The sequence below is a fragment of the Variovorax sp. GW821-FHT10C12 genome, from assembly GCF_059415405.1.
In genome coordinates this window covers 1221686-1247045 of sequence record NZ_JBWKNE010000001.1, presented here as the reverse complement: position 1 = coordinate 1247045, position 25360 = coordinate 1221686, and the positions used below count along the sequence as shown (strand labels likewise).

Below are 25360 nucleotides of genomic sequence, written 5' to 3'. Positions count from 1 at the left end.
AGCGGCCAGGCCTGGGACAACAAGGGAAGGAACACGGGCGCCCGTCGGCCGGGGCGCGGGCTCGACGGGGCGTTCAGCGTTGCAGGTTGGCGCGCTCCTCGTCCGTCAGTTGCCGGCTCATCGCCGGCGGCAGGCTGCCGCCGCCGCCGAGCACGCGGATCACGCTGCGCGGGTTGTAGCTGGCGGCGGTGGTGGTCGCCTTGGCGCTGTCGGCTGGCGCCTGTGCGCCGTTGCCGGCACCCCCGCTTGCGGGCTCGTTGCCGAAGCCCAGCACGCGCACCGTGAACACCGACGGCAGCGCCTGGCGCGCCGCCGCGCGTTCGCGCTGCATCACGTCCTGCGCCGCCATGCTGGCCTGCGAGGCGGCGGCACTGGCATTGGTCAGCGCGCCCACGTTCACCGAGGCCAGCACCGGCAGGCCGGCCGATTCGCCCTTGACCTGGATGTTGGCGGCGTTCACCACCTGCAGCGCGGCCACGTTGACGTTGCCCGACACGCGGATGCCCGCCTCGCCCGCGTCGATGGTGCCCAGCGGCGCGATCAGGTCGACGTCGCCCGGCGGCACTTCGGCGATGGGCGCCAGCGTCGCGATGCCCGCGCCGGAGCTCGGGGCCTGCGGCGACACCTCGACGTTGCCGACGTTGTCGTACACGCGCTTGGGCGGCGTGAACACCACCGTGGTCTTGGCGCCGCGCCCGGCGTTGATGTCGCCCTTCTCCGACCACGCGAGGATGTCGCCGCCGAAGGTGGTCATGATGCGCGACAGCCCGAGCAGCAGGCTGCCCTCGCTGAAGAAGCGGATGTTGCCCTGCCCCTGCGTCAGCACGCCCGAGGTGGCCGGCGGCACCGCGCCCTGCACGCCCAGGATGATGCTGCCGCTCGGCGCGAGCATGTCGATGTCGCCGCCGAACTGCGTGCGCACGCCCGAGCCGCCGAACATGGTGATGTCGCCGTCGAGCGCCGCGCGCATGGGGAACAGCGTGGCGATCATTTCGCGCCCGCGCAGGTAGCTGCCCTGGCGCGGACCGCCCGCGTCGTTGTACTCGCGCCCGCCTTCGCGCAGCTCGGCGTAGTACACCTCGCGCAAAAAGATGCGCTGCTGCGCCGGGGCCAGTGCATCGAAGTACGCGAGCGCCTGCGCGGTGGTGCCGGCGTCGAAGCCGTAGCGCGCCTTCAGCCACGCGGCGAGTTCGGCCTCGTAGGTCTTCGCGGCCTTGCCCGGCTGCTGCGCCAGCGGCGTGCCGGTTTCGGCGCGGTTCGACGGGTCGAGGTAGCGTGCGCGGACCGGCGCCATGTCCAGCCCCTGCGTCGCCGCCTGCGCGCCCACGCCGGCCATGAGCGCCACCGAGGCGCCGGGCCGCGTGTCGCCGGGCACGATGGGGCCGATCGAGGTGATGCCGCCCCGGTCTTCCTGCCGTAGGTGGCGGCCCGCCGAGACTTCGAGCGTGCCGGGGCCGGCGATGTCGACGTTGGCGTAGAGGATGTCGCGGCCGGCGGAGATCACCGAGACGTCGGTGGGCTGCTGGTGGACGATGAGGTCGCCGCGTGAGCGCATGCTCTGCAGTTCGAACGGTGCGAACCAGAACGCGCCCGGCGCATCGCCGGTGTTGACGATGTCCCGGCCGGCCTTGATCCAGACCGGGCCGGCGGCGTTGTACCAGGTCGCGCTGTCGTCGGGCAGCGTCAGGGTCTCGCCGGTGCGCAGGCCGACGATGTCGCCGCTGGCCGCATAGAAGCGAACGGGCGGCGCAGCGGCGTCACGGGCCAGCGGCTGCGCTGCCGTGTTCGGGCCGAAAGCGAACAGCGAAGGCCCGAAGAACTGGGAGCCGGAAATGGCCGTCCCCGTGGGCGAGGCGTTGGTGACGAACTGCTTCACCCCCTGCGCGTCGAACTCGGCAAAAAACGCCGGATTGAACGGCGTCGGCAGCGGCGTGCCGGTGCCCGACATGCCCATGCCGAGTTGGCCCGCGTAGATCGACCCGCCCGACAGCATCTCGAATTCGGCGCGTGCGGAAGGCGCCAGGGTCAGCCCGTAGCTCAGTGCCACGGGGTAGTACCGTGCTTGCGGCAGCGCCGCGTAGCCGGCGTAGATGTTCCCCGTCAACGCGGCGGCGTGAAAGATGCCCGGATAGACGATCCATGCATCCGGCGAGGTGGTCTTCAGTGTCGAGTCGGCGCTGTCCCTGCGTGCCATCACGGGCGTGAGGTGCCCGCCCGCCGACAGCAGGTCGATCGCGCTGCGGTCGCTCCACAGGCTGAACCAGCCCTGCCCGCCCCCGTCGTAGCCGGTGCCGCCGACGCTGAAGGCCGAGGTGTTCGGCGTCGGAACGCGTCCGGGGTCGGCCGCGGCGCCGAGCACCAGGTCGCCGCGCGTGCTCAGGCGCATCGTCGCGTCACCCGGCAGCAGGTTGATGCCGCCGCGCGCATCGGCAAAGGTCGGGTTGAAGGGATCGATGGCGCGCGTGTCGATCGGGTCGCTCAGGTTGAAATTGCTCGACAGGTACTGCAGGCCCAGGCTGCCGATCGACGCCGCGCGCACGTCGGTGCTGCCGCGCAGGTTGGCGATGGCGCCGGTCAGCACGAGGTTCTCCGCGGCCCCGTTGAGCGCGCGGTGCGGGTTCAGGGCGCCGGCCACGCGCATGTCGATGTCGCCGCCGCCCGTGAGGGTCTGGGCACCATCCGCGCCGACGCGGCCGGTGCTCGCCACGGCGAGCACGAGCCCGCCGCTGCTGGGTCTGTCCTGCGAGTTCACCAGTGGCTGCGGCGTGCGCGGTGCAATGGCCCCCGCATCACCGCCCACGCGCACGCTCAGGTTGCCGCCGCCCAGCGTGCCGAAACCTGTGAAGCCGGCCAGCGTCGGCGGGGTGAACGTGCCGGGCACCGGGATGCCGCCGACGTAGGCGCCGAAGTTGATCCACCATGCGCTCGGGATCGGGCTGTCGATGCCCGCCGTGCCCGAGCCTTGCCGCCAGAGCCAGTTGCCGGCCAGCACGCTCGAGCGTTCATCGGAGACGATGTGACCCACAAGGTCGCCGCCCGCCGCGATCAGCAGGTTGCCGCCCTGGTCGGGGTACCACGCACGGTAGGCCGAGAGCGCGCCGTTGTAGTCGGTCAGCGGCGACTGCGGCCCCAGCAGGCCGTCGGCGTTGGTGCCGCGCGGGCGGTTGTGGCCCGCCTCGGTCGCGGTGGCCGTGCCGGCCGTGTACACGCCGAAGGGCGAACGCACCCGCAGGTCGCCTGCCGCCAGCAGCTCGAGGTCGCCGGTGCCGGTGCGCAGCACGCTGAAGGCGGGCGTGTTCGGCGCGCCGACAGCCCGTTCCTGGCCACCGCCGGGCACGCAGAGGCCGGCGCCGATGTCGCACCACCACAGGTCGTCCGGCTCGACCGGTGTGCCGGGCGGGCGACCCAGCCAGTTGCCCGGCGCCCACACCGGCGGACCGTTGCCGGGCCCCATTTCGATCGTGAACTTCAGCACGCTGTGCGCATCGGCCAGCTGCAGCGCCGCGCGCGAATCCGGCCGCACGGCCCGGCGGTCGGCCGCACCGAGGTCGGCACCCGCCACCAGTTGCAGGTCCCACGAGGTGGCGCCTTCACCGAGCATCGGAGCGATCGCCCAGTTGCGCCCCTGCACGCCATCGACCGTGGGCCGCAGCTGCACCGGCGTGTTGCCGGGCAGTTCCAGCAAGGTGTTCGACGGAATCAGCGCGCCGCGCGCGAGCTGCAGCGGGCCGGCCATGGTCATCTCCACGGGCAGCTCCACGCCCTTGGGCCAGGTCAGCGCGCCCACCGAGGCCGGCGAGCGCAGCGCGGTGCCGGCGCCCAGCCGCGTCTCGGGCGGCAGCGTCACGGCCGTGGCCAGCACCGAGCCGGCGGCATGGGCCAGCGAACCGTCGGGGCGGTAGATGTTGGCCGCGATCACGGTGCCGGCCGGCAGGCTCCACGGCGCTTGCAGCACCGCGTCCACGGGCAGCACGGTGCCGGCGGGCAGCGTGGTGGGGTTCACGGCCACGCTGTAGTTGAGGGTGGCGCCCGCGGGAAAGCGGGTGCCGATGTCGAGCGTCACGCCGTCGATGGGCACGACGACGGCGCCACCGGCGTAGCGCCCTTCGCCGAGCATCCAGCCCACGTCGTCCGGCGTGGCCGGCGGCGGCGCGAAGCCGTCGTTGATGCTGCCGTGCACGTTGAGTGCGCCGGCCGCGCGGATCACCAGCTTGCCGGGCTCGCCGAAGCCGCGCCGCGCCGGATCGCCGCGGTGGGCCGCGGGGCCGTAGCGGTAGCCCGAGAGGTCGAGGTCGCCGTCCACCGTGAGGTCGCCGTTCGGGTTGTTCAGCCGGTCGCTCACGATCTCCACGCCCGGGCGCAGGTGGTAGCTGCCCAGGCCTGCGAGACGTGCCGACAGCGAGGCATTGACCAGCGCCTTGTCGATGAAGGCGATGCTGTGGCCGTCGATCTCGTCGAGGAATTTCTGCGTGATCAGTTGCGGCCTGTGGCCCGTCACGTCGGGCGTGGAAGCCAGCGGCGCGTCGTCGTAGGTGCGGAAGGCATTCACCGCGATGGTCTTCGCGCCCACGATGGCGGGCGTGCCCTCGACCGCCACGGCCACGTCGTCCGCGCCGAGGCGCGGCGCATTGAGGTCGAGCGTGCCGCGCGCGCGGCCGTCGTTCTGTCCGGCGCGGGCGCCCACCGGCACGTCGGTGCCGGCGCGCAGGTCGATGCGTGCGCCGCTGCCCAGCGTGAGCGTGCCGTCGCGGCTCGTGAGGTCGACCACGGCGCGGTTCGGGCTGTCGATGATGCGGCCCGCGCTGTCCACGCGCAGGCCGGTGCCGTGCGCGTCGAGCGTGCCGTTCACGCGCAGGTCGCCTGCCGCGGCCAGCCGGATGGTGCCGACCTGCACGCCGCTCGCGTCGATGCGCCCGTCCACGCGCAGGCTGCCGCCGTCCAGCGCGATGGACACCTCGCGCGCCTTCACGCCGTCGCCCACCACGAGGTCGCCCTGCTTGATCTGGAAGCGCCGCGCGCCGAACACGCCGCCGTCGTTGAGCCGCTGGTTCAGGCCCGCGAAGTCGGCCAGGGTCCGGGCGCGCACGGTCAGCTCGCCTGCGTCGTAGGGCACCAGGGTGCCGCCGGCGTCGTAGCTGCCGCTGGTGGCGCCGCGCAGCGCGCCGTCCAGCGCGACATGGCCGGCACCCTCGCCCAGCGCCACGGCCTCGATCGTGCCGCCGCGCTGGCGACGCGCCGACACATCGATGAGGCCGCCCGCCGCCTGCGTGATGTGGCCGGCCGCGCTGGTCATCAGCAGCTCGCCGCCGGCGCTGTCCTTCACCACGTCGAACAGCGTCACGGTGCGACCCGACAGGTCGATGCGCGAGGCCGCGCCGAGCGTGACGTTGTCGGTCGCCGCCAGCACCAGCCGGCCGGAGGGCAGCACGATGCTGCCCTCCAGCCCGACGCGCTTCCCCCTGAGTTCCAGTGTCGCGCCCAGCGCGTCGCTCGTGCCCGGTGCCACGCCTTCGGGCACGGCCACGGTGATGTCGCCGCCCGCGGTGATCCGCATCGTCGAGGCCGCCTGCCCCGTGAGCACCGGCGCCACCACCGCGAGGTTGCCGCCTTCGTAGGCATAGCCCTCGCCCGGCGTGTACGCGCCCTGCCGCTGGTGCACCGCGAGCGTGCCGCGACCGCTGGCCGTGACGCGTTCGCTGGCGTTCAGCTTCACGTCGGCAAAGCCCAGCGCCAGGCGCGCATCGGTGGCCTGGCCGCTGGGCTGTGCATACGGGCCGTGGCCGAGCACGATGGTGCGGGCGCCGATGTCGAGCGTGCCCGCGCCCAGCATGTCGGCCATGGCCGCGCCGGGCACGGCGTCGGAGCCGGACCAGACGAATTCACCCGCACGGATCGCGGCCACGTCGCCCGCCGTGCCATAGCCGTGGATCGTCGGCGTGCCGAACACCAGCCGGTCGAGGCCGCTGGCGTCGAGCTTTACGGCGCCGAAGATGTTCACGGCGTCGCGCGCGTTGAGGATCAAGGTCTCCAGCGCCGGCGCGCCGATGGCCGTGTTGCCCGCCAGCAGGCGGTCCAGCCGCGCCTGGTTCAGCGCCAGGCCCAGCGGCAGGCGGCCGTTGGCGCCTGCGGTGGCAATGGCCGTGTCCTCGCCGAGGTTGACCGCCGCGACTGCGAGCGACAGGTTGCGCGTGCCGTAGGACACGTTGTCGGCCAGCGTCAGCGCACCGTTCGTGGCGATGGCCAGCGTGCCCTCGGACACCAGCTGCGTGGTGCCGCTGCACGAGGCCGTCACGCACTGGCCGACATGGAGGCCGACGGAATACGGCACATCGGCCGGCGGCGTACCCAATTGCAGGTTCAACCAGCCGTTCGACAGCGCCAGCACCGACATGCCCGTGAACACATAGCCCGCGCTCGAGTCGAAACCCGAGGCCTTCTGGCCCAGGGTGCTGAGCGAGGCGCCTTCCTCGATGACGATCTGCTGCTCACCCACGAAGCCGGGACTGCTCGCCAGCACGATGTCGCCCGCCGACAGGCGCGCGCCGCTGCGCACCACCAGGCTGCCGTCGCCGCCGATCGTGGCCAGTCGTCCTTTCTGGCCGTACTCGACGAAGATGCCGCCATTGAGCACCAACCGTGGTGCATGCAGCTTGCTGAGTTCGTCGGCCCGCACCGACGAACCGGCCAGGTCGGTGGCGGCCGTCTGCCCCACCGCCAGCACCTCGCCCAGGCCGCGCACGTTCACGGTGCCGCCGAAGCCGTCGGTGCCGGGCGCCGCATCCAGGCGCACCTGGCCGTCGAAGGTGAAGCCCAGGCGGTTCGCGTCGCTGTCGGTGGGCTTGGCCAGGAAGACGTCCAGCGTCTTCGCGTCGACCGTGAGCATGCCGCGCGCAAAACCCTGGCGCGCCGCGTCCGCGCGCATGAACGTGTTGTAGTCGGTCTCGCGGTAGCTTGAATGCGCACGCACCTGCGTGCCCGGCGTGAGCACCAGTCGGTTCGGCAGCGTCTCGCGGATCGCGGTGTGGGCCACGCCCAGGTAGCCGGGCGCGACATACGAGCCGTTGCCCACGCCGGTCACGCCCGACAGGCCGATGCGGTCGCCCGCGCCGATCTCCACGCGGAAGGCACCGGGCAGCAACGCATAGGTCGAGGGCATCAGCGTGTAGGTGCCGGCCGGCAGGCCCGGTACGCCGGCCGGAAGGGTGACCTGCTGCCCCACCGCCGGTGCGCCGAAGCCCGCCTCGGGCGCCACCGGCGCATAGCGGGCCGCGCTGCCGGGCACGATGGCGTACACGCCGCTGCGGCGGTCGCTGTAGGCGTTGAAGGGGTTCGCGTTCGCGAGCGGCGTGGCCAGCACGTCGACCGAGCCGCCCCGGCCGGTGGTGAAGCCGGCGCCCGACAGCGTGCCGCCGCCCGACAGGTCGAGCAGCGAGCCGGCCTGCGCGTCGACATGGCGGGCATTGAAGCCGATGCCGCGCCCGACGATGGCTGCACCGACCATGCCGCCCGCTCCATCCTGTGTCACGGCCAGCCCGCCGTAGCGATAGATCAGGCCGTCGACCGTGCCGCCATAGGGCATCTGCAGGCCTGCACCGCTCACCGAGGTTTCGCTGCCTGCGAGCAGCGTCACCCGCTCGGCCACTTCACCACTGTTGGTGTTGGAGCCCAGCAGCAGGCGCCCCAGCGGCGCGCGCACAATGCCGCCCTGCTCGATGGTCTCGGCGCCGAGCCTCAGGCTGCCGAACGCCGCGTAAGGCATCGCGACCTCGCCATCGCCCTGGCGGCGGATCGCCAGCACGCTGCCCTCGGCATAGCGCGGCGCCTCGCCGGAGGCGGGGTCTCGCGGCATCACGCCGGCCAGGATCTGGGCCCCCACACCTGTCGCCGGATAAACCTGCGCGGCAGTCAGCGTCATCCGGCCGCTGGTCGACAACTCGGTGGTGGACTCGCTCGAGAGCCCCTCGCTCTGGCCGCCGCCCAGCAGGCGGATGTCGCCCCGGCTGCTGATCTCGACGTCGCCGAAGCCGCGCCGATCCACCGTGTAGCGTGCCGTGCCCAGGTTGACGTCGGCGTGAGCGCCGAAGCCGACCCGGTCGCGCACGTCGATCAGGTCGGCAGAGACGGCGAAGGTGCCATCGCCCGCCTGGGTGGAGGGGCCTTGTGCCCAGCCGGCTTCGGGCATGACCGAGCCCTCCGGCATCTCGATGGGGGCGGGGGGTCTGCGCACACCCGCAAGCCGTACATACGGTGCGCTCAGCGACACCGATGTACCCGCTGCGGCCGTCTCGCTGTGGACATAGGACGCCGCGTAGAAGCGCAGGCTTTGTCCCAGGTTCAGCGTGACGCTGCCGTCGAAGCTCAACGGTCCGTGAACCAGCAGCGACAGGTTGTCGAAGCCCCCGGCCTCGATGCGATCCACGCCGATCCGGCCCGTGCCTGTGCGCAGAAGTTGTCGTGCGTCGAACCGCGAGGTCGCCGTCGCGAGCGGGCTGTCGCCTTGCGTCTGGGCCAGCACCATCTCGCGGTGCCGCAGCAGTTCGCCCGTGGTGAGCGCGCCCGGATAGACCGCCGATTCGAGCGCAACGGCCAGCGTGCCACCTGCAGCGCCCGCGCCGCCCGCCGCCGCACGCAGCGTGCCGTCCAGGTAGAGGCCCTGGCTCGACGAGAGGACGATGGTGCCGCCATTGCTCGCCACCGGCACCGGCGAGGTCATGCCGCGCGGCCCGCCCGCGCCGGGATCGAGGTCCGCGCGCGTGCCCGACGCATCGAGCAGCGCGCCCGGTCGAACCACGACGAAGGCTTCGGGCGCCCGGGTCCTGCTGCCCTGCTCCCAATCGAATGCGCCACCGATGCGGATCGTGCCGCCATCGGGCACCTGGCCGTAGGCCCGGCCGAAGTTGTCGTGCGCCACCGCGGCCCGCGCCGAGGTGTCGAGCACGGCGCGCTCGCCGATCCACACCAGCCCGGGCTGGCCCGGACTGCCCGTCTGTCCACTGCCGGGCAACCCGCTGCCCTCCACGCTGATCGTGCCGCCCGGCGCGCGCAGCAGGCCGTCGACCGTGATCTCGCGGCCGCGCAGGCCGATGGACTGGCCCGCATCGACCGTGATTTCCGCGCCCGGCCGCACATCGACCGGCGCCCGCGACACCGTGGCCACGCCGTTGTCCACGAGCGCCTGCAACTGCAGGCTGGCGCCGCCGCGCTGCGTGAGCACGCCGCGCACCGGGTCTTCGGTCCACAGCGGCGGCATCCACAGTGCCAGCGCGCGATCGGGCGCGCTGCCGCCTGCAACGGTCTTCGCGTCGGGTGCGAAGCGGTAGACCGGCATGCGCACGTCGAGCTTCGCACCGTCGGCCACGACAAGGCCGAGGTGTCCGTTGACGTCGTAGCGTGAGAAGCCCGACTGGAAGATGCCACTGTCGATGCCGATCTGCGCGAGGGCCGTGACGGGCCGGTTGAACACCGTGCCGGCCGCCACCCGGGTGCCGCTCGCAATGGTGAAGTCGGCGGGCGCGACCTGGCCCGTGGGGACGGTGACCATGCGCCCTTGCACGCTCAGCCCGTTCGGAAAGATCGCAGCCGAAACAACGTAGTCGATCGGAAAGCCCTCAGGGCTGCTGATGCCGATGAGCTTCGCCCCTGCGGGCACCGTCTGGGGTTGCCGGGCGTCGCCCGCGGAGTAAGAGCTGAAGCGCTCCACCGAACCGTTCACGATCGCTTCGACGTTGAATGCGATGGAGCCCGCACTGCGAGGCAGCACCCAGGCCGCGGCGATGGTGACGGCGTTCGTGTCGTTGTCGAGAAAGAACGGCGCCGACCCCATCGCCTCCCCGGGGCGCGCGCGAGTGCGCTCGTACTGGTAGTCGACCGGCAGGATGCTGCCCGCGACCACCTTGTAGTCCTCCAGCAGGATCAGGTCGGTGGCCGCGCGCTCGCCGAGCGCCTCGCCGCCGATCACCACCCCCGTGCCCGACGCCATCCACAAGGTGCCGCCACCGCTCACGCCGTAGCCCCGGATGTCGCCATCTGCATGCAGCAGGCCGTGGGTCGCCACCGAGGTGTTGCTGTCCGCCAGCAGGTCCACATCGCCGCCGCGCCCGCCGCGCGTCTTGCCGTTGGCCAGCACCGCGCCGCCCGACGACACATCGATCAGCGAACCCGCAGCCAGGTCGATCGCTCCGGTGGTGCGGATGCGCACCGCACCGCCGTCGAGGTACGGCAGGCCGCTGCTGCCCGACGGGTCCATCTGCAGGTTGCTCCACAGCCCGCGCGCATCGAGCATCACGCCGGGCGCGACGCGCACGCCGATGGCCTCGGGCAGCGTGCCCTCGGCCAGCGGCAGGTTGACATCGCCCGGTCCCCCGACGTTGGTGGCGCTGCGCACCACGTTGCCCAGCATGATCTGGCCGCCGCGCGCCGTCAGGTCGCCGCGCACCGCCACCGTCGTCGCGTGCAGCGCGATGCGCCCGCCCGGTGCCACACCCAGCGCGCCGTCCACCGCGACCTCCTTGCCGGCCACGGCCACGAGCGCACCCAGGCCGAAGCCGCTGAGCTGCCGGCTGTCCAGGCGCAGCGCCTCCTTGTCGGCGGCGGGCAGCGGGTCGCCGGCCCCGAGCCTGGCCGTGTCGGCGCCCGCCCCGCCGTCCGCGAACACGATGCGATCGAGCGTCGGCACCAGCTGGCGGAAGATGCCCACCGCGCCCTTCGTGGGGTCGTCGTTGAAGCCGACGACCTGGTCGTTGCCGAGCGTGAGTTGGCCCGCGCGGGCCGCCGCAGCGTGCGACTGCGCGTAGCCGTCGAGTGCGGCGTCGCTCTTCGTGCCCTGCCCCGGCCCCTGGTAGGCGGTGGCCGTGATGTCGCCGCGCAGCACCGCCGCGCCCGTCGCCACTTCGAGGCGGCCCGCGTCGCGGCCCACCGTGTAGCCGTTCTCGAGCCGTTGCTGCGGGCCGATCAGCGGGTTGTAGAAGTAGCCCGTGGTCTTGTCGCCCCAGCGCTTGTGTTCGTCCTCGAAGCCCTTGTAGACGCCGGTGTAGACGATGTCGGCCGGCGCGCTCGACGCCTCGTACAGCCGCCCGTCGCGGCCCTTGAGCCAGCTCTGGCGGATGACACCGGTCTGCACGTCCAGCGTGCCGCCCGAGAGGTTGATGTTCGATCCTGCCTGCGTCACCACCTCGGCGCCCGTGAAGACCACGTGGCCGCCCTGCGCCGCCCATTCGCCGATGCCGTGACCCTGCAGGCCCAGGTAGCCGCCGACCTCGAGCAGGCCGCCCGCCGTGTACCAGCGCTCGCCGTCGTAGCCGCCGGTGCCCGCGGCCACGCGCGTGAGCTTGCGCCGGTCGATCCACACGTTGCTGTTGTTGAGCATCGTGGTGTCGCGGTTGACCGGCGCGTCGCGCTGCTCGTTGCCCTGGATGTTGATCTCGACGTTGTTCGAGGCCATGGCCACCCGCACGCCGACGGCGCCCGACACATCGAGCCGCGCGCCGTCGGCCACGGTGCTGCGCCCGCCCTGGCGGCCCGCGCTCACCGCGATCTGGCCACCGGTGGCGAGCGTGGTCGACGCGCCTTCGAACAGCACGCCGCCGCCCGAGACGATCTCGATGCGCGACAGGTCGCGCCGGTCGTTGAGCTGCGAGGGGTTGTCGAACGCGCCCAATGCAGCACCCCGGCGCAGCACGTCCTGCCTGGCCGACTCGTTGATGAGTGCGCTGCGCTGGCTGTCGAGCGCCGTGCGGCCGTCCTGCGTGTCGAGCAGCACCGCGTTGAGCGCGCGCCCGGTGACGGTGACGCTGCTCTTCGCATCGGCGGCCGATGCCAGCAGATGGATCGTGCCGCGCGTGTCGACCGTGGTCGTGGCGAGCGCCACGCCGTCCTGCACCACCTTGCGCCCGGCCAGCGTGATGTCGCCCTCGGGCGCGCGCAGCAGGCCGGTGTTGCTCACCTGCCCCGCCGTGCTGTCGGGCAGGAACTGCGGCGCCACCTCGTTGCCGCGCGTGGTCGAGAAGGTGTTCTCGGCCGTGCCCTGCCCGGGGCGCACGATGAAGAAGTCGCCCGCCGCAAGCTGCGCCTGCCCGCGCGGCGTGGTGACGGTGCCGGCGTTGTGCACCTCCTTGCCCATCAGCAGCACGTAGCCGCCGCCCTGCGTCACCGAGGCCGGCGTGCGCGTGGTGAGCTGCGCGCCCGCCTCGACCTTCACCGCGCCCTGTGCATCGGTGAAGCTCGGTGCATAGCCTTCGCCCGCGCGGGCGCTGTGGATGCCGCGCGCCTTGAACTGGTCGTCGCTGATGTGCGCGGCGGCGGTCACGAGGTTGCGCGTGTCGGTCTGGCTGGTGCCGCTGAACACGATGCCGTTGCGGTTGGCGATGAGCACCGTGCCGTCGGCCTTGATCTGGCCCTGGATCTGCGAGGGCCGCGCCTTCGGGTCGTTCACGCGGTTGAGCACGGCCCAGTCGGCCTGTTGCTTGAAATCGACCGTGGTGTTGCGACCGACGTTGAAGGTCTCCCAGTTCAGCACCGCGCGGTCGCCGGCCTGCTGGATCGCCACGTGCGTGCGGCCGTCGGCCGACGGCGTCTGCTCGGGCCTGTTGGCGTTGTGCCAGCCGGCCGTGAGGCTGTTCGTATCGACCGCAAGCCCGCCTTCGGTGAGACCGTCGGGCACCGACGACGGCGTGTTGCGTGCAGCTTCGCGCGCCGCCGCCTGGGCCGCCTGCTGCGCCGCGATGGCCTGTGCCGCGAGGTTCAGGTTGCTGATCGAACGCTGCAGCTGTGCATTCGCCTGCTGCTGTTGCAGCCCCGGGTTCGTGAGGCTCGACGCCGGCATGCCGTTCGGCAGGCGCCCGCTCTGGACCGCGCCGGCCTGCGCCGCGCCCTTGTCGGCGAACCAGGCGGGGCTGAAGGCCTGCCGCGCCTGGGCTACGCCCAGCGCACCCGCGGTGGCCAGTGCCACGGCCAGCGCACGCGCCAGCGGCGTGAGGCGCAGCTCGCCCTCGGTCGAAACGGCGCGTCGGCGCGAAGAATGGGCGTGCGGATTCAGGACCATGATGAGCGGGAGCGGAACGGCGCGAAGGGAGAAACGGCGGGATCGAACGCCGCCCGGGAACCCGGACGACGCGCGGACACATGGATGTCGTTCGCCGCGCGGGCGATCGACGGAAATCGAGGGGCAGGCAACGGCCGCGTCTGGCAGGCCGCGGGCAACAGCAACTGCCACAGCGCGAAGGCCTCGCGCCAGGCCCGCGCATGCGCCGCGCTGCGTGCACACCAGCCCTCAAGCGCCTGCGCCTCGACCTCGCTGCCATGCAGGCGGTTCAGGCGCACGACCCAGGCCAGCGCTTCGTCGCTCAGGCGGGTGTCATGAGGCGTCGGTTGCATACCCCATGACGAGCCAGCGCGATGCAACCCGTAAACTTTTTTCAGGCTGCTCGCGATGCGATGCGTAGGGAATTCAGCTCAGCAGCACGATGCCGCCCGGCAGGCTGCGCAGCTTCGCGCCGTACAGCTCGCGGATCATCGCCAGCGCGTTGTCGATGCTGCGCAGCGACAACTGCATGCGCACCGCCACGCGGCCCAACGCCTCGTTGCGCAGGATGATCCGGCCCGGCCGGTAGCGGTTGATCTCCGCGATGACCTCGGCCAGCGGCGTGCCGTCGAACGACAGCACGCCCGTGCCCCAGGTGCTCACGTTCGCCAGGTCGGCGCGCACCACCTCGTGCAGCCCGCTGGGGTCGTACACCACCTGCCGGCCCGCCTCGACCGAACGCTGCTGCCCGTTCACCGACACCAGCACGCGGCCGTCGAGGCAGGTCACGCAGACTTCGGGGCCGGTGTGGCGGATGTTGAAGCGCGCCCCGCGCGCCTGCAGCCGGCCACCGCCGGCTTCGACGAACAGCTCGGCCTCGCCGGCCGTCGCGATCTCGGCTTCGCCGGCGACCAGCGCCAGTCCGCGCGCGCCCTGCAGGCGGTTGATCTGCGTCTGCGTGTTCATGCGCACACTGAGGCCCTCGCCCAGCGCCACCTGCCGCTGCTCGCCGGTCGCGGTGCTGTAGTCGGCCGTCAGCTCGCCGACCGACGGCCACAGGCCCAGCGGCGGATCGACCGCGAGCACGCCCGCGGTCACCGAGGCCGCGACCGCGCCGCCGAGAAAGGCACGGCGCCCCGGCGAATGCAGCGCGTTCGACAGCGCCGGCCAGAAGCGGTGGCCCCGCGTCCGCGAACGTGCCGCTTCGGCCTGTCGTGCTGCTTCTTCGGCCAGCAGCGGATCGAGCGCGGACCACACGCGCATCAGCTCGCGCCAGGCCTGTGCATGCGCGGCACTCAGCGCCGCCCACTGCTTGAACGCATCGGCATCCGCGCGCGTGGCCTGGCCCGAATGCAGGCGCGCCCACCAGGCCCGCGCCTGGCGCTCCAGCATGCTCGTTTCGGTATCGAGGGAAGACATGGCGCTCATCATCAGTTGTGTCTCGGCCCGGCAAAGTGGCCGCGCTGCACCGCGTCCACGTCCGGCAAATGCTTCTTGCAATAGTCCAGCGCCGCGCGCAGTTCTTTCTCGACGGTGCTCAGCGACACCTCGAAGCGCAGCGCGATCTCGCTGTTGAGCAGCCCCTCGACCCGCGCGGCCACGAGGATCTCGCGGCGCCGCGCCGGCATGCGCGCCAGCACGTCGCTCAGCGCCTGCACGTCGCTGCGCGCGCTGGCAATGCGCTCGGGGTCGCCCGCCTCGTCCACCAGGTGCACCAGCGCATCGATCTCGCCGCGCACCAGCAGCACGCTGTCCCGGCGGTAGCCGTCGGTCGCGATGTTGGCGGCCATGCGCAGCAGGTAGGCGTCGGCGTTGTGCACCGTGCCCGCGTCGCCCATGGCCGCGAGCCGCAGCCAGGTTTCCTGCATGGCGTCGGCCGCGTCGTCGCGCGAACCGACGATGCGTTCGAGCTTGCCGCGCAGCTCGACATAGCGCGCGACCATGCGCGCGCGCAGCGTGGAGGCCAGGCTCACGCTCATGGCGCCACCGGCGGCGTGCAGTCGGTGCGCGCGCCCGGCCCTTCCGGCAACAGCAGCACCACGAGCGGTTGCGGCAATGACGGCGGCGGCGGTGCGCCGACCGACAGCCGCTGCACCTTGAGCCGCACCGCGGCATCGCGGTCGGGTTCGCCGGTGGTGCTCAGCAGGCGAAAGCGGTCCACCGCACCGCGCGCGTCCAGGTGCAGCTGCAGCGCGAGGCGGTAGCTGCCCGGCCGCGTCTGCGTGGTATCGCACAGGGCACCACGCAAGGCGTGCTGGACCTGTGCGGCATAGGCTTGATGCAAGACATCCCCTTCGTTGAAACCCGACCCCTCCAGGCCCGCCGCTTCCGGCGACAGGCCCGCCTCCTTCGGCCCCGCGGCGGCCTCGCGGATCACCACCGAGCCCGCGTTCGCATGGCGCGCCTCCATGCCCGTGCCGGCCAGCATGGCTTCGAGCGCCTCGGCCGCGCTCAGCGTGCCGCGCACCGCGCCCGACCGCCGCTGCGCGTGCTCGCCGTCGATCAGGATGTCCAGGCCGGTCATCCGGCTGTAGACATCGAGTGCATCGCCCAGCCGCTGCGGTGCGATGTCGAACACCCGGCGCGCCGCCGATGCCGCCTTGGCTGCCGGCTCGGGTGGCTGCTGCGCCTGCACGCCCACGCCCCAGGCCAGGCACCCGATCAGTGCCAGGGCACGGACCGATGCCGCGTTCGCTCTCATACCGGTGGGACGCACAGGCTCCTGGGTGACTTCGTTCTTCCGCGCCCTCGGGACTGCGGAAGGCCGTGGTCACGGTAGTGATCGACGGTGACGCACGCATGACATTCATTCCTTCTGTTCCGCCGCGAACAGCGAAGAGGCCCCGGGAATCGGCCACGCCGAAGCGCAGCCTCTCCACGGGGCCTCCGGTCGGCGAACGGGCAAGGCCCGCTCAGGCCGGACCGATCAGCAACTTACGGGCGGCCCTTGCCGTTGCAGACGCTGGCGTAGCCGATGCTCAGCGAGCTGGAAGCGTTCAGGAAGTTGGCGGCGATGACGGTCTTCCAGTTGTTGTTGGCGGCCGGCGGCGTGCCCGGCGACGTGCCGTTCGGGAGCACCACGAAGTTGTGGGTCGCGATCTTGGCGTCGTAGGTCGTGCCGGTCAGACCCGTCAGCAGGTTCTTGATCTTGGTCTGGATCGAGGCGTCCTTGTAGCACTGGTTCAGCAGCAGGTTGGTGGTGCCGAAGATCGGGTAGCCGGTGCCGGCGGCCGGCATCACGTAGGCGGGCACCCAGCTCAGCGGGTTGGCCGCCGGGCCGTTCGGGAGCACCTGCTTGGCGAGAGCTTCACGGATCGCGCTGGCGACCGGCAGCACGCCGTTGATCTTCGCGACGACGGTGTTGTCGGAGCCGGTGTAGCCCGTTTCGGGGCTCAGGTAGCTCACGCGTGCGTCGGTGGTCAGAGCGGCCTTCACGCCGCTGCTGCCGGTGGCGGCAACCCAGTGCGAAGGAATGACGTTCGCCGGCGAGAGCGCACCGCCGACCATCGTGGCGAAGCTGTTCGACACCGTGAAGCCGGCGCCCGGGCAGGCGGCCACGAGGTAGCGGCTCAGCAGCTCGTTGGTGCCGCTGGTGTCGGTGCGGTAGACCACGTTCACGGTCGTCGTGTCGGCCGTGCCGCGCACCTGACCCCAGGTCTGGCCGCCGGTCTTGTTGCTGAAGACGGCGCACATCTTGGCGTCGGTCAGGTTCAGGTCGGCGATGCCGGCGCGCTTGTAGGGGATGAGCACCGAGGTGGCCACGGCGGGCACCTGGATCATCGGGCCCCAGCCGGTGGCACCGGCGGCGTTGGTCGTGTAGGTCGAGAACTCCGTCGAGGTCAGCGCGGAATCGCTGCCGGCGAAATGCACCGACTGCGTGGCAGGCCAGTTGGGGGTGCCGGTCACCGATTCGTTCTTGAAGGCGGTGGCGTTGTTGCTGATGAAGCCCGTCTTGCCAGCGCCGCTGCCGGTGCCGGTGTAGCTGAAGTCCGTCTTGCCGATGCCGCTGGGCAGCAGATCGTCATAGAGCAATTCGGGCAGGGTCGCACCGCCGCCGACGGCGATCTGGGCGGAAGCGGCGCCGGCGGCCGCGAGGGCCGCCATCATCACGGCCGACAGGGCGACCGACTTGAACTTTGCACGCATGGAAACTCCTTTGAAGGGACCAGAAAATTTGACTCGTGTCGCCTGTGCAGCGACAGGATCGATGGTGCGTTCGCGAGGTGACAGCCACCCGAAAAAAGCTCGGGAACACGCACCCGTGAATGCGTGCGAAACGGGGCGCCGGCGTGCGCCAAGCTCCCGAACATTCAGCGCACCATCTGGTTGATTTCCATGATCGGCATGAGCACCGCGAGCACGATGGCCATGACCACGCCCCCCATGGCCAGGATCATCAGCGGCTCCAGCAGCGTGGTCAGGCGTATCGCGCGGCGCTCCAGATCTCGGGAGAGGTTCTGCGCCGCGCGCTCGAACATGGCCGCCAACGCTCCCGTCTTCTCGCCGCTGGCCACCAGGTGCACGAGGTTCGACGGAAAAATCTTCTGTGCCTTCAGCGCCGCCGCGAGCGGTGCGCCCTCCTTCACGCGGCCCGTGGCCTCGAGCACGCAGCGGCGCAGCCAGTCGTTGCCCAGGGTCTGGCGCGCGGCCTCGAGCCCGCGCAGCAGCGGCACGCCCGCGTCCATGAGGATCGCCAGCGTCGACGCGAAGCGCGCCGTGTCCACACCGAGCGCATAGCGCCCCACCAGCGGCAGGCGCAGCACGAGCGCATGCCAGCGCAGGCGCCGTCCCGCATCGCGCAGCGCGGCGCGGGCGAGCAACCCGGCGCCCGCGCACACGCCCGCTGTGAGCCAGCCCCATTCGCGTACGAAGGCGCTCGCGGCCAGCATGACGCGGGTGATGGCCGGCAGCTCCTGGCGCGCCTGCGCGAACGCGCCGATGACCTGCGGCACGACGTAGCCCAGCAGGAAGACCACGATGCACAGCGACACGAAACCGACGATGGCCGGATAGATGAAGGCGGTGAGCACCTTGCCGCGCAGGGTGTCGCGGTTCTCGAGGTAGTCGGCCAGCCGCTCCATCACGCGCGCGAGGTCGCCCGAGTCTTCGCCCGCGCTGACGAGCGCGCGGTAGATCGGCGGAAAGTCGCGCGGCCGTTCCCCCAGCGCGTCGGCCAGCCGCAGGCCGGCGCGCACGCCGTCGCAGACCGCGCCCAATGCTTCGGCGACGTGGCGGCGCTCGGCCTGTTCGATGGTGGCGACCAGCGCGGCTTCGAGCGTGAGGCGCGCGCCCAGCAAACTCGCGAGCTCGCGCGTGGCCCAGCACAGGTCGGCCGCGCCGAGCCTCGACTGCAGCCAGGCCAGCGCACCGCCACTGGCCGCCTGCTCGCGGATGCCGAGCGGCGTCAGGCCGCGTTCGCGCAGCTGGGCGCGCACGGCGCGCGCGGATTCGCCTTCGGCGCCGCCGCGCTGCACCTCGCCGGCCGCGTTCGCCGCTTCGTACTGGAACCGTGCCATGGCAGATCAGCTGTCGCGCGTGACGCGCAGGATTTCCTCGGCGGTGGTCACGCCCTCGCGCACCCAGCGCTGGCCGTCCTCGCGCATCGAGCGCATGCCGTGGCGCACGGCGGCGGCGCGCATGGCCTGTTCGTCGCCGCCTTCGTGGATCAGGCGCCGGATGTCGTCGTGCACCACGAAGAGTTCATGGATGCCGGTACGCCCCTTGAAGCCCGAGTGGCCGCAGGCCGCGCAGCCCACGGGCACGTAGACTGTGCGGCCGTCGTCCTGCACGCGCGGCGCCTTGCAGGCCGGGCACAGGCAGCGCACCAGCCGTTGCGCCAGCACGCCCAGCAGCGAAGACGAGAGCAGGAACGGCTCGATGCCCATGTCGGCCATGCGCGTGACGGCCGACACCGCGTCGTTGGTATGCAGCGAGGCCAGCACGCCGTGGCCCGTGAGCGAGGACTGCACGGCGATCTGCGCGGTTTCCAGGTCGCGGATCTCGCCGATCATGAGGTTGTCGGGGTCCTGCCGCAGCGCGGCGCGCAGGGCCGCGCCGAAGGTCATTCCGATCTTGGCGTGCACCGGAATCTGGCCGATGCCGGGCAGGTCGTACTCCACCGGATCTTCCACGGTGAGGATGTTGCTGGTGCCCAGGTCGAGCTGGCCCAGCGCGGCGTACAGCGTGGTGGTCTTGCCACTGCCCGTGGGGCCGGTGACCAGCACGATGCCGTGCGGCTGGCGCACCAGCCGCGTGAGCTCGGCCAGCGTGTCGGGCGCCATGCCCAGCCGTTCGAGCCGCAGCCGGCCGGCGTCTTTCTCGAGCAGCCGCAGCACGGCGCGCTCGCCGTGCGCCGTGGGCACGGTCGACACACGCACGTCGATCGGTCGCCCGCCCACGCGCAGCGTGATGCGCCCGTCCTGCGGCAGGCGTTTTTCGGCGATGTCGAGCTGCGACATGATCTTGATGCGCGAGATCAGCGCCGCATGCAGCGCCCGGCGCGGCGTCACCACGTCGCGCAGCGTGCCGTCGACACGGAAGCGCACCACCGAATGGGTCTCGAAGGATTCGAGGTGCACGTCGCTCGCGCCGTCGCGCGCGGCCTGCGTGAGCAGCGCGTTGATCATGCGGATGACGGGCGCGTCGTCCTGCGCGTCGAGCAGATCGGTGACGGCCGGGATGTCCTGCATCAGCCGCGCCAGGTCGACCTGCTGCTCCACCGCGCCCACCACCGAGGCGGCGTCGCCGGATTCGGCCTGGCGCTCGGCGAGCAGGCGCTCCATGTCGTCGTCGCCCACCTGCCGCAGCGGCAGCGCGCCCAGCAGGCGGCGCGCCTCGACCACGGCCCAGCCGGGCGTGCGCGGGCTGACCGCCAGGAAGGCCGCCTCGCCGTCGCGCTGCACCGCGACGCGCTGGCTGCGAGCCCAGGCCTGGGGCAAGGCGGTGTCGGCGCGGGCCGTGTTCATGGCGTCACCACCCGTTCGGGCCGGTAGCCCAGCTCGCGCAGTACGGCGACCGCGTTGTCCACGGCCTGCGGCTCGCGCGGCACGTCCACGCGCACCATCGCGCCCTCCCCGCCCGGGCCGCCCACGATGTAGGCGCCGATGCCGCTCACGCGCACGCGCTGCACGATGCGCAGCGCCTCCTGCTCAGTCTTGGTGTCGGCGAACTGCACCACGGTGACCTTGTCGTTGGCGCCGCCGTACAGCGCGGCGGGGTCGGACTCGACCGTCACGCCTGTCGGCAGCCGCGAGCGCTGCGTCGGTGGTGGCGGCGGTGCAGCGGCCGGTGCCTGGCGCACCGCGCTGGCCATGGCGGTGGCCGGCGGTGGCTGGTCGCGCGTGTGCTCCCAGCTCTGGGGGCGCAGGTCGACCTCGGGCGCCTGACGCAAGCTGGGCAGGTCGGCCGGCGGCAGCACGGGCGCGCCGCTGTCGGGCAGCAAGCCATGCGCCATCGGGCGCGCGCGGCCCTGCTGCAGGCGCATGAAGTTGTAGCGGTCGAGCGTGAGGCCGCGGCTGGCGTTGGCGTCGCGGATCACGTAGGGCCGCAGGAACACCATGAGGTTGGTCTTGACGCGTTGGCGCTTGTCGTAGCGAAACAGGTTGCCCAGCACCGGCAGCGAGCCCAGCCCCGGCACGGCCTCGGTGCCGTTGGCGACGCTGTCTTCCATCAGCCCGCCCAGCACCATGATCTGGCCGTCGTCCACGAGGATGCTCGTGTCCAGCGCGCGCTTGTTGGTGACGATGCCGGCCGCGCCCGAGGTCTGCTCGTCGATGCTGGACACCTCCTGGTAGATGTCGAGCTTGACCGTGCCGCCCTCGGAAATCTGCGGCCGGATGTTGAGCTTCAGGCCGATGTCCTCGCGCTGGATGGTCTGGAACGGGTTGGTGCTGCTGTTGCCGTTGGTGATGTACTGGCCGCTCACGAAGGGCACGGTCTTGCCGACCATGATCGAGGCCGGCTCGTTGTCCAGCGTGAGGATGTTCGGCGTCGAGAGGATGTTGGCGCCGTCCTTGACCTGCAGCGCGCGCGCCAGCACCTTCAGGTTGAGCACCTCGCCCACGCCGGGCAGGTTGATGGTGCCGTCGACCACGCCGATGTTCAGGCCGCGCGGCATGGCGTCGATGGTGGTGCGCGCATTGGCGTTGAGGCCCGCGCCGCCGAAGTTGGTGCCGCCGCGCACGCGGCCGTTGTTGCCGCCGGCCATCCACTGGATGCCCAGCTCGGCCGCGTCGCGCTCGGTGACCTCGACGATCAGGCTTTCGACCAGCACCTGCGCGCGCCGCTGGTCGAGCAGGTCGATCACGCTGCGCAGGCTGCGGTACATCGGGTCAGGCGCCGCGATGATGAGCGTGTTGGTGGTGGCGTCGGCCTGCACCGTGACGCCGCCGCTGGAGAACGCGGTGGACGCACTGCCGGTGCCGCCTGCCGCACCCTGCGCCTGGCCGTTGGCACCGCCGGCCGTGCCGCGCAGGCCGCCGAATTTTCCCGCGGTGCTTCCCGTGGCGCCGCCGGACGTGGGCTGAGTGCCAGTGGCCGACGTGCCGTTCGCCGCGCCGCCATTCGCCGCCCCCGCCCCGCCGAGCATGCCGCCCGCGCCCAGCGCGGCGCGCACCGAGCTGCCGCCGCCGCCCGTGGCGCTCTGGTCGCCCGATTCGCCGGTGAGCAGCCCGCGCAACACGTTCGCCAGGTGCACCGCCTGCGCGTTGCGCAGGTAGACCACGTGCAGGTTGCCCGGGTCGCCCTGCGCGCTCTCGAGCTTGCCGATGAGTTCGCGCGCCAGCGCCGTGCGGCCCGGGCTGCTGGAGCGGATCACGATGCTGTTGGAGCGCGGGTCGGCCAGCACCACGATGTCGCGCCGGCCTTTCTCACCGCTGCCTTCGAGCAGCTCGGTGGCCAGCGCGGCGATGTCGGTCGCGATGCCGTGGCGCAGCTTGACCAGCTGGGCGTCGAGTGCGGTCGGCGTGTCGATGCTCTCGATGATGCGTGCCAGCCGCTCGAGGTTGTCGATGTAGTCGGTGACGACCAGCGTGTTGTTGGCGGCGTAGGCCGCGATGCTGTTCTCGGCCGCGACCAACGGCTTGAGCACTGGCACCATCGCCTCGGCGTTCTCGTAGTTGAGCCGGAAGGTGCGCGTCGCGAGCCCGCCGCCGGGGCTGCGCGCGTTGACCGCGCCGCCCTGCTGCTTGGCGTCGGCCACGGGCACGACGCGGCTCACCTCGCCCACGTCGACGATCGCGAAGCCGCGCATGCGCAGCGCCGAGGCCAGCATGCCGTAGGCGGTGGCGGCCGGCACCTCGCCTTCGGAGACCAGCGTGATCTGCCCCTTCACGCGCGGATCGAACAGGAAGTTGCGCCCCAGGAATCGCGCGAGCGCCGAGACCACCGAGGTGATGTCGGCATCGACGAAGTTCAGCACCACGCGTTCTTCGGCACCGGCACGCGGCACGGTTTTGGCGGGCGGCGATGGGGTCGCGGCGCTGGCGGCGATCGCGAACACACCCAGGCAGCATGCCGCCGTCCATCGGCGCAGGGCCGCGCCGTTTCGATCTCGTGTCACTGGCCATCCTTGGTGAGTTGTGTGGACTGCAGCGCCACCGCGCCGCGCACGCGGCCCTGCGGCGTGCCCTCGCTGTCGTCGTCGGAACTGTCGATGCGCGCCAGCTGCGCCCTTGTGATCTCGAGCTCACGGCGCGCCGAGACCGCCACGAGCCAGGCGAACACCTGCGCGGCCGGTACGGGCTCCGGGAATTCGACGCGCCATGCGCGGGTGGGCTGCGCCGGGCTCCCGGCCGCCGGCGGCCCGTCGGCCACGGCGCCGTGCAGGCGGTAGCGGCCGCGCAGGCCTGCGCGGTCGAGGGCGGCGTCGATGCCGCCCTGTGCCGCATCGGGCGTGGTGGGTGCGCCGGGCACGTCGGCCAGCAGCGTGTCGAGTTCGGCGGACTGGGCGCGCAGCTTCGGCAGGTCGCGCTGCCAGCGGGCGGCGGTGTCGAGCGCGGGGCGGGCCAGGCCCAGCCACAGGATCGCCAGCACCACGATCAACAGTGCAACGCCCGCGCCGAGGCGGTCGCGTGCGGGAAGCCCGCGCCAGCGCCCGACCGCTTCGCGTGCCATTCGCCGCGCGGGGTCGAGGAAGACAGCGCCCCTTCGGGACAGGTTCACGGGGTGTCCTTCTCTGCGCGGGCCGTGGCCGGCGTGATGCGCAGCGCGCCGGCCTCCGGGTCGACGGACAGGCTTCGCTCGCGCGCCTGCGCCTGCAGCCCGCGCAGCGCCTCGGTGTTCGGCGCTGCGCCCTCGCGCCAGCGGATGCGCAGCTCGCCCGCCGTGTAGTGCAGCGCCTGGACCTGCCCGGCCGGCAGCTGCGCGAGCAAGCCCACCGCCGCGCGCGACAGCGCCGCGTAGTCGCCGCCGACCGCGGCCTGCGGTGCCTGGCCCGCCCGCGCCTCCTTCTGCTGGCGCGCCTGCTGCACCGGGTTGACGACCACGGGCAGCTCGGGAAACGCGGCCTTGACGCGTGCGGCCATCTCCCGCTTCAGGGCCTGGCCCTGCGTCGCCAGCCGGTGGGCATGCACCTGGAGGCCGGCCGTCCACACCAGCGCGGCCATGCAGCCCCACAAGGCCGCCGGCCGCAGCAGCGCCGCCACGCCCGCGTGCGCCTGCGCGGGGTCGCTCGCGGACAGCGCCCAGCGCCAGCCCTCGCCCGACCAGCGCGCCGGGTCGCCCTCTTCCTGCGCCGTCCAGTGCACGGCGGGCGACGTCGCCTCGCCGCTCGCCACGTGCGCCGCGAGCGCGGCGTCGCGGTCCGCGCCGTGCGGCAGCGCCTGCATGAAGCCCGCGCCGGCGCCGGTGCGCACCACGAGCCAGCGGTCCAGTTGCAGGCCTGTCCAGCCCTCGGTGGGCATCGGCAGGAAGGCGGTCGGCAGGCACAGCGCACGCGGCGCCATGCCGTGCCGCCGCAGCAGCACCAGCCAGCGCGCCATCGCGTCGCGCGCGATCCAGGCGGCCGGCACCGTGCCATCGCCCCCGCGCGGGCCGATGCCGACCGCCAACGCGTCGATCGGTTGCAGCGCACAGGGCTCGATGGCCCCGAGCACCGCCGCATGCAGGTGCCGCCCCGTCAACGGCGGCAGCGCGAAGCTCGCCAGCGCCACCTCGCCCGGCGCCAGCGCGACCTCGAGATGGCGCGCCTCGAAGCGCCCGACCACGGCCGCCAGCGCGAGCGCGCCGCCGTCGTGCCAGCGGCCATCGGCGGTGCGCCAGCCGCAGTGCACCTCGACGTCCACGGGATCGGCTTCGCCCTCGCCCGGCCAGGGCGGCAATTGCAGGCGCAGGCGATCGACCTTCAGCGCGCTCACACGCCCTCCCGCAGCCAGACCACGCGCGGCACGCTGGTCTTGTCGTCCTGCAGCAGCGCGACCTGCACGAACTTCGTGCGCGGCGTGTCGAGCACGCTGGCCACGCGGAACCAGTTGCTGTCGATGCCGATGCGCACGTCCCGCTCGTCGAGCGCGGGCATCTGGAGCCGGTTCGCAAAGTCGCCGCGGTTGATGAACCACTGGCCGCGGTCGCGCGCGGCGAGCAGCGCGCGCGCCTTGTCCAGCGCCAGCCCGGGCACGCCCGCCGCGAGCAGTTCGGCGCTGGCCGTGTTCGCGTTGATCCAGGTGCGCGCCGGCAGCAGCGTGACGAAAGGCGCGAGTCGCGCGATCACGCCGGCGTCGACGCCGGGCACGGCCAGCAGGTCTTCGAGCACGCGCGGGCGCGGAGCCTGCGGGGCGCGCGGCAGTTCGGGCGGCAGGCCCAGCGTCGCGGCCATGGTGTCGGCCGCCGCATCGGGCATCGTCTGCGCGGCTTCGCCTTCGGGGTCGGCGATGCTGCCGACCACGCGCCGCATGAGCGCCTGCGCCTGGGCCTGCGAGACGCCCGTCATGGTGCAGAGCCGTTGGAACACGGCCGCTTCGGCCGGATCGATGCGGCCCCGGTCCACGAGGTTGCGCAGGTTGAACTTGCTTTGCTCGTCGCTGATCTCGCTGAGCAACCGCGCGCCCTCGGCGGCCACCTGCCCTGCCACGGGCCCGGCGAACGGCCGGGTCCACAGGCCGTCCAGGCGCGTGGTCGGCTCGCGCACGGCCTCGGCGCGCAGCAGCCGCTGCGCCGCGCCCAGTTCCCCGCGCAGCAGCCAGCGCGCCTGCACCCGCGACTGTTCGCCCTGCGTGGTGCGGATGAAGGCCGACTGCCGCCCGAGCAGCGCCGCAGCCAGCGCGGCGATCACCGCGACGATCAGCAAGGCGCTGATCACCGCCATGCCGCGCATGCGCCGTTGCCGGCGGCCTGTTCCGATCCCTG

The 25360-nt window shown here is 72.4% G+C and carries 12 protein-coding genes; all 12 read right to left on the bottom strand.

Annotation, left to right across the window (positions count from 1 at the left end):
• Positions 1–73 precede the first annotated feature (73 nt).
• A complete protein-coding gene (locus AC07OH_RS05925; protein ID WP_495299924.1) occupies positions 74–13039 on the bottom strand; it encodes a filamentous hemagglutinin family protein in 12966 nt (4321 codons plus the stop codon).
• Positions 13030–13371: a FecR/PupR family sigma factor regulator gene (locus AC07OH_RS05920; protein WP_495299923.1), complete on the bottom strand. Its 342-nt coding sequence runs from the start codon at positions 13369–13371 to the stop codon at positions 13030–13032. Before AC07OH_RS05920 ends, AC07OH_RS05925 begins: the two co-directional genes overlap by 10 nt.
• A 73-nt stretch (positions 13372–13444) precedes the next feature.
• Entirely contained in the window at positions 13445–14437 is a 993-nt protein-coding gene (locus tag AC07OH_RS05915) for a FecR family protein (protein ID WP_495299922.1), read from the bottom strand.
• Between the two features lie 11 nt (positions 14438–14448).
• Positions 14449–14997, bottom strand: a complete 549-nt coding sequence (locus AC07OH_RS05910; RefSeq protein ID WP_495299921.1) for an RNA polymerase sigma factor — start codon at positions 14995–14997, stop codon at positions 14449–14451.
• Complete coding sequence (locus tag AC07OH_RS05905; RefSeq protein WP_495299920.1) at positions 14994–15719, bottom strand: hypothetical protein; 726 nt, start codon at positions 15717–15719, stop codon at positions 14994–14996. The genes AC07OH_RS05910 and AC07OH_RS05905 overlap by 4 nt, the downstream gene beginning before the upstream one ends.
• Before the next feature lie 233 nt (positions 15720–15952).
• Positions 15953–17164 (bottom strand): substrate-binding domain-containing protein, encoded by a 1212-nt coding sequence (locus AC07OH_RS05900; RefSeq protein ID WP_495299919.1) that lies wholly within the window; start codon positions 17162–17164, stop codon positions 15953–15955.
• 164 nt (positions 17165–17328) lie between these two features.
• Positions 17329–18534: a type II secretion system inner membrane protein GspF gene (gene gspF, locus AC07OH_RS05895; RefSeq protein WP_495299918.1), complete on the bottom strand. Its 1206-nt coding sequence runs from the start codon at positions 18532–18534 to the stop codon at positions 17329–17331.
• A gap of 6 nt (positions 18535–18540) precedes the next feature.
• Positions 18541–19983: a type II secretion system ATPase GspE gene (gene gspE / locus AC07OH_RS05890; protein ID WP_495299917.1), complete on the bottom strand. Its 1443-nt coding sequence runs from the start codon at positions 19981–19983 to the stop codon at positions 18541–18543.
• A complete protein-coding gene (gene gspD, locus AC07OH_RS05885; RefSeq protein ID WP_495299916.1) occupies positions 19980–22577 on the bottom strand; it encodes a type II secretion system secretin GspD in 2598 nt (865 codons plus the stop codon). Before gspD ends, gspE begins: the two co-directional genes overlap by 4 nt.
• Positions 22574–23131: a type II secretion system protein M gene (locus tag AC07OH_RS05880; RefSeq protein ID WP_495299915.1), complete on the bottom strand. Its 558-nt coding sequence runs from the start codon at positions 23129–23131 to the stop codon at positions 22574–22576. The genes gspD and AC07OH_RS05880 overlap by 4 nt, the downstream gene beginning before the upstream one ends.
• Positions 23132–23175: 44 nt before the next feature.
• Positions 23176–24372, bottom strand: coding sequence for a type II secretion system protein GspL (gene gspL, locus AC07OH_RS05875; protein WP_495299914.1), 1197 nt, complete (start codon positions 24370–24372; stop codon positions 23176–23178).
• Positions 24369–25319: a type II secretion system minor pseudopilin GspK gene (gene gspK, locus AC07OH_RS05870; RefSeq protein ID WP_493192368.1), complete on the bottom strand. Its 951-nt coding sequence runs from the start codon at positions 25317–25319 to the stop codon at positions 24369–24371. Before gspK ends, gspL begins: the two co-directional genes overlap by 4 nt.
• Positions 25320–25360 lie beyond the last annotated feature (41 nt).

Coding starts and splice junctions, on each gene's coding strand:
- AC07OH_RS05925 (WP_495299924.1), bottom strand. CDS start 13,039: ATGGTCCTGAATCCGCACGCCCATTCTTCGCGCCGACGCGCCGTTTCG.
- AC07OH_RS05920 (WP_495299923.1), bottom strand. CDS start 13,371: ATGCAACCGACGCCTCATGACACCCGCCTGAGCGACGAAGCGCTGGCC.
- AC07OH_RS05915 (WP_495299922.1), bottom strand. CDS start 14,437: ATGTCTTCCCTCGATACCGAAACGAGCATGCTGGAGCGCCAGGCGCGG.
- AC07OH_RS05910 (WP_495299921.1), bottom strand. CDS start 14,997: ATGAGCGTGAGCCTGGCCTCCACGCTGCGCGCGCGCATGGTCGCGCGC.
- AC07OH_RS05905 (WP_495299920.1), bottom strand. CDS start 15,719: ATGAGAGCGAACGCGGCATCGGTCCGTGCCCTGGCACTGATCGGGTGC.
- AC07OH_RS05900 (WP_495299919.1), bottom strand. CDS start 17,164: ATGCGTGCAAAGTTCAAGTCGGTCGCCCTGTCGGCCGTGATGATGGCG.
- gspF (WP_495299918.1), bottom strand. CDS start 18,534: ATGGCACGGTTCCAGTACGAAGCGGCGAACGCGGCCGGCGAGGTGCAG.
- gspE (WP_495299917.1), bottom strand. CDS start 19,983: ATGAACACGGCCCGCGCCGACACCGCCTTGCCCCAGGCCTGGGCTCGC.
- AC07OH_RS05880 (WP_495299915.1), bottom strand. CDS start 23,131: ATGGCACGCGAAGCGGTCGGGCGCTGGCGCGGGCTTCCCGCACGCGAC.
- gspK (WP_493192368.1), bottom strand. CDS start 25,319: ATGGCGGTGATCAGCGCCTTGCTGATCGTCGCGGTGATCGCCGCGCTG.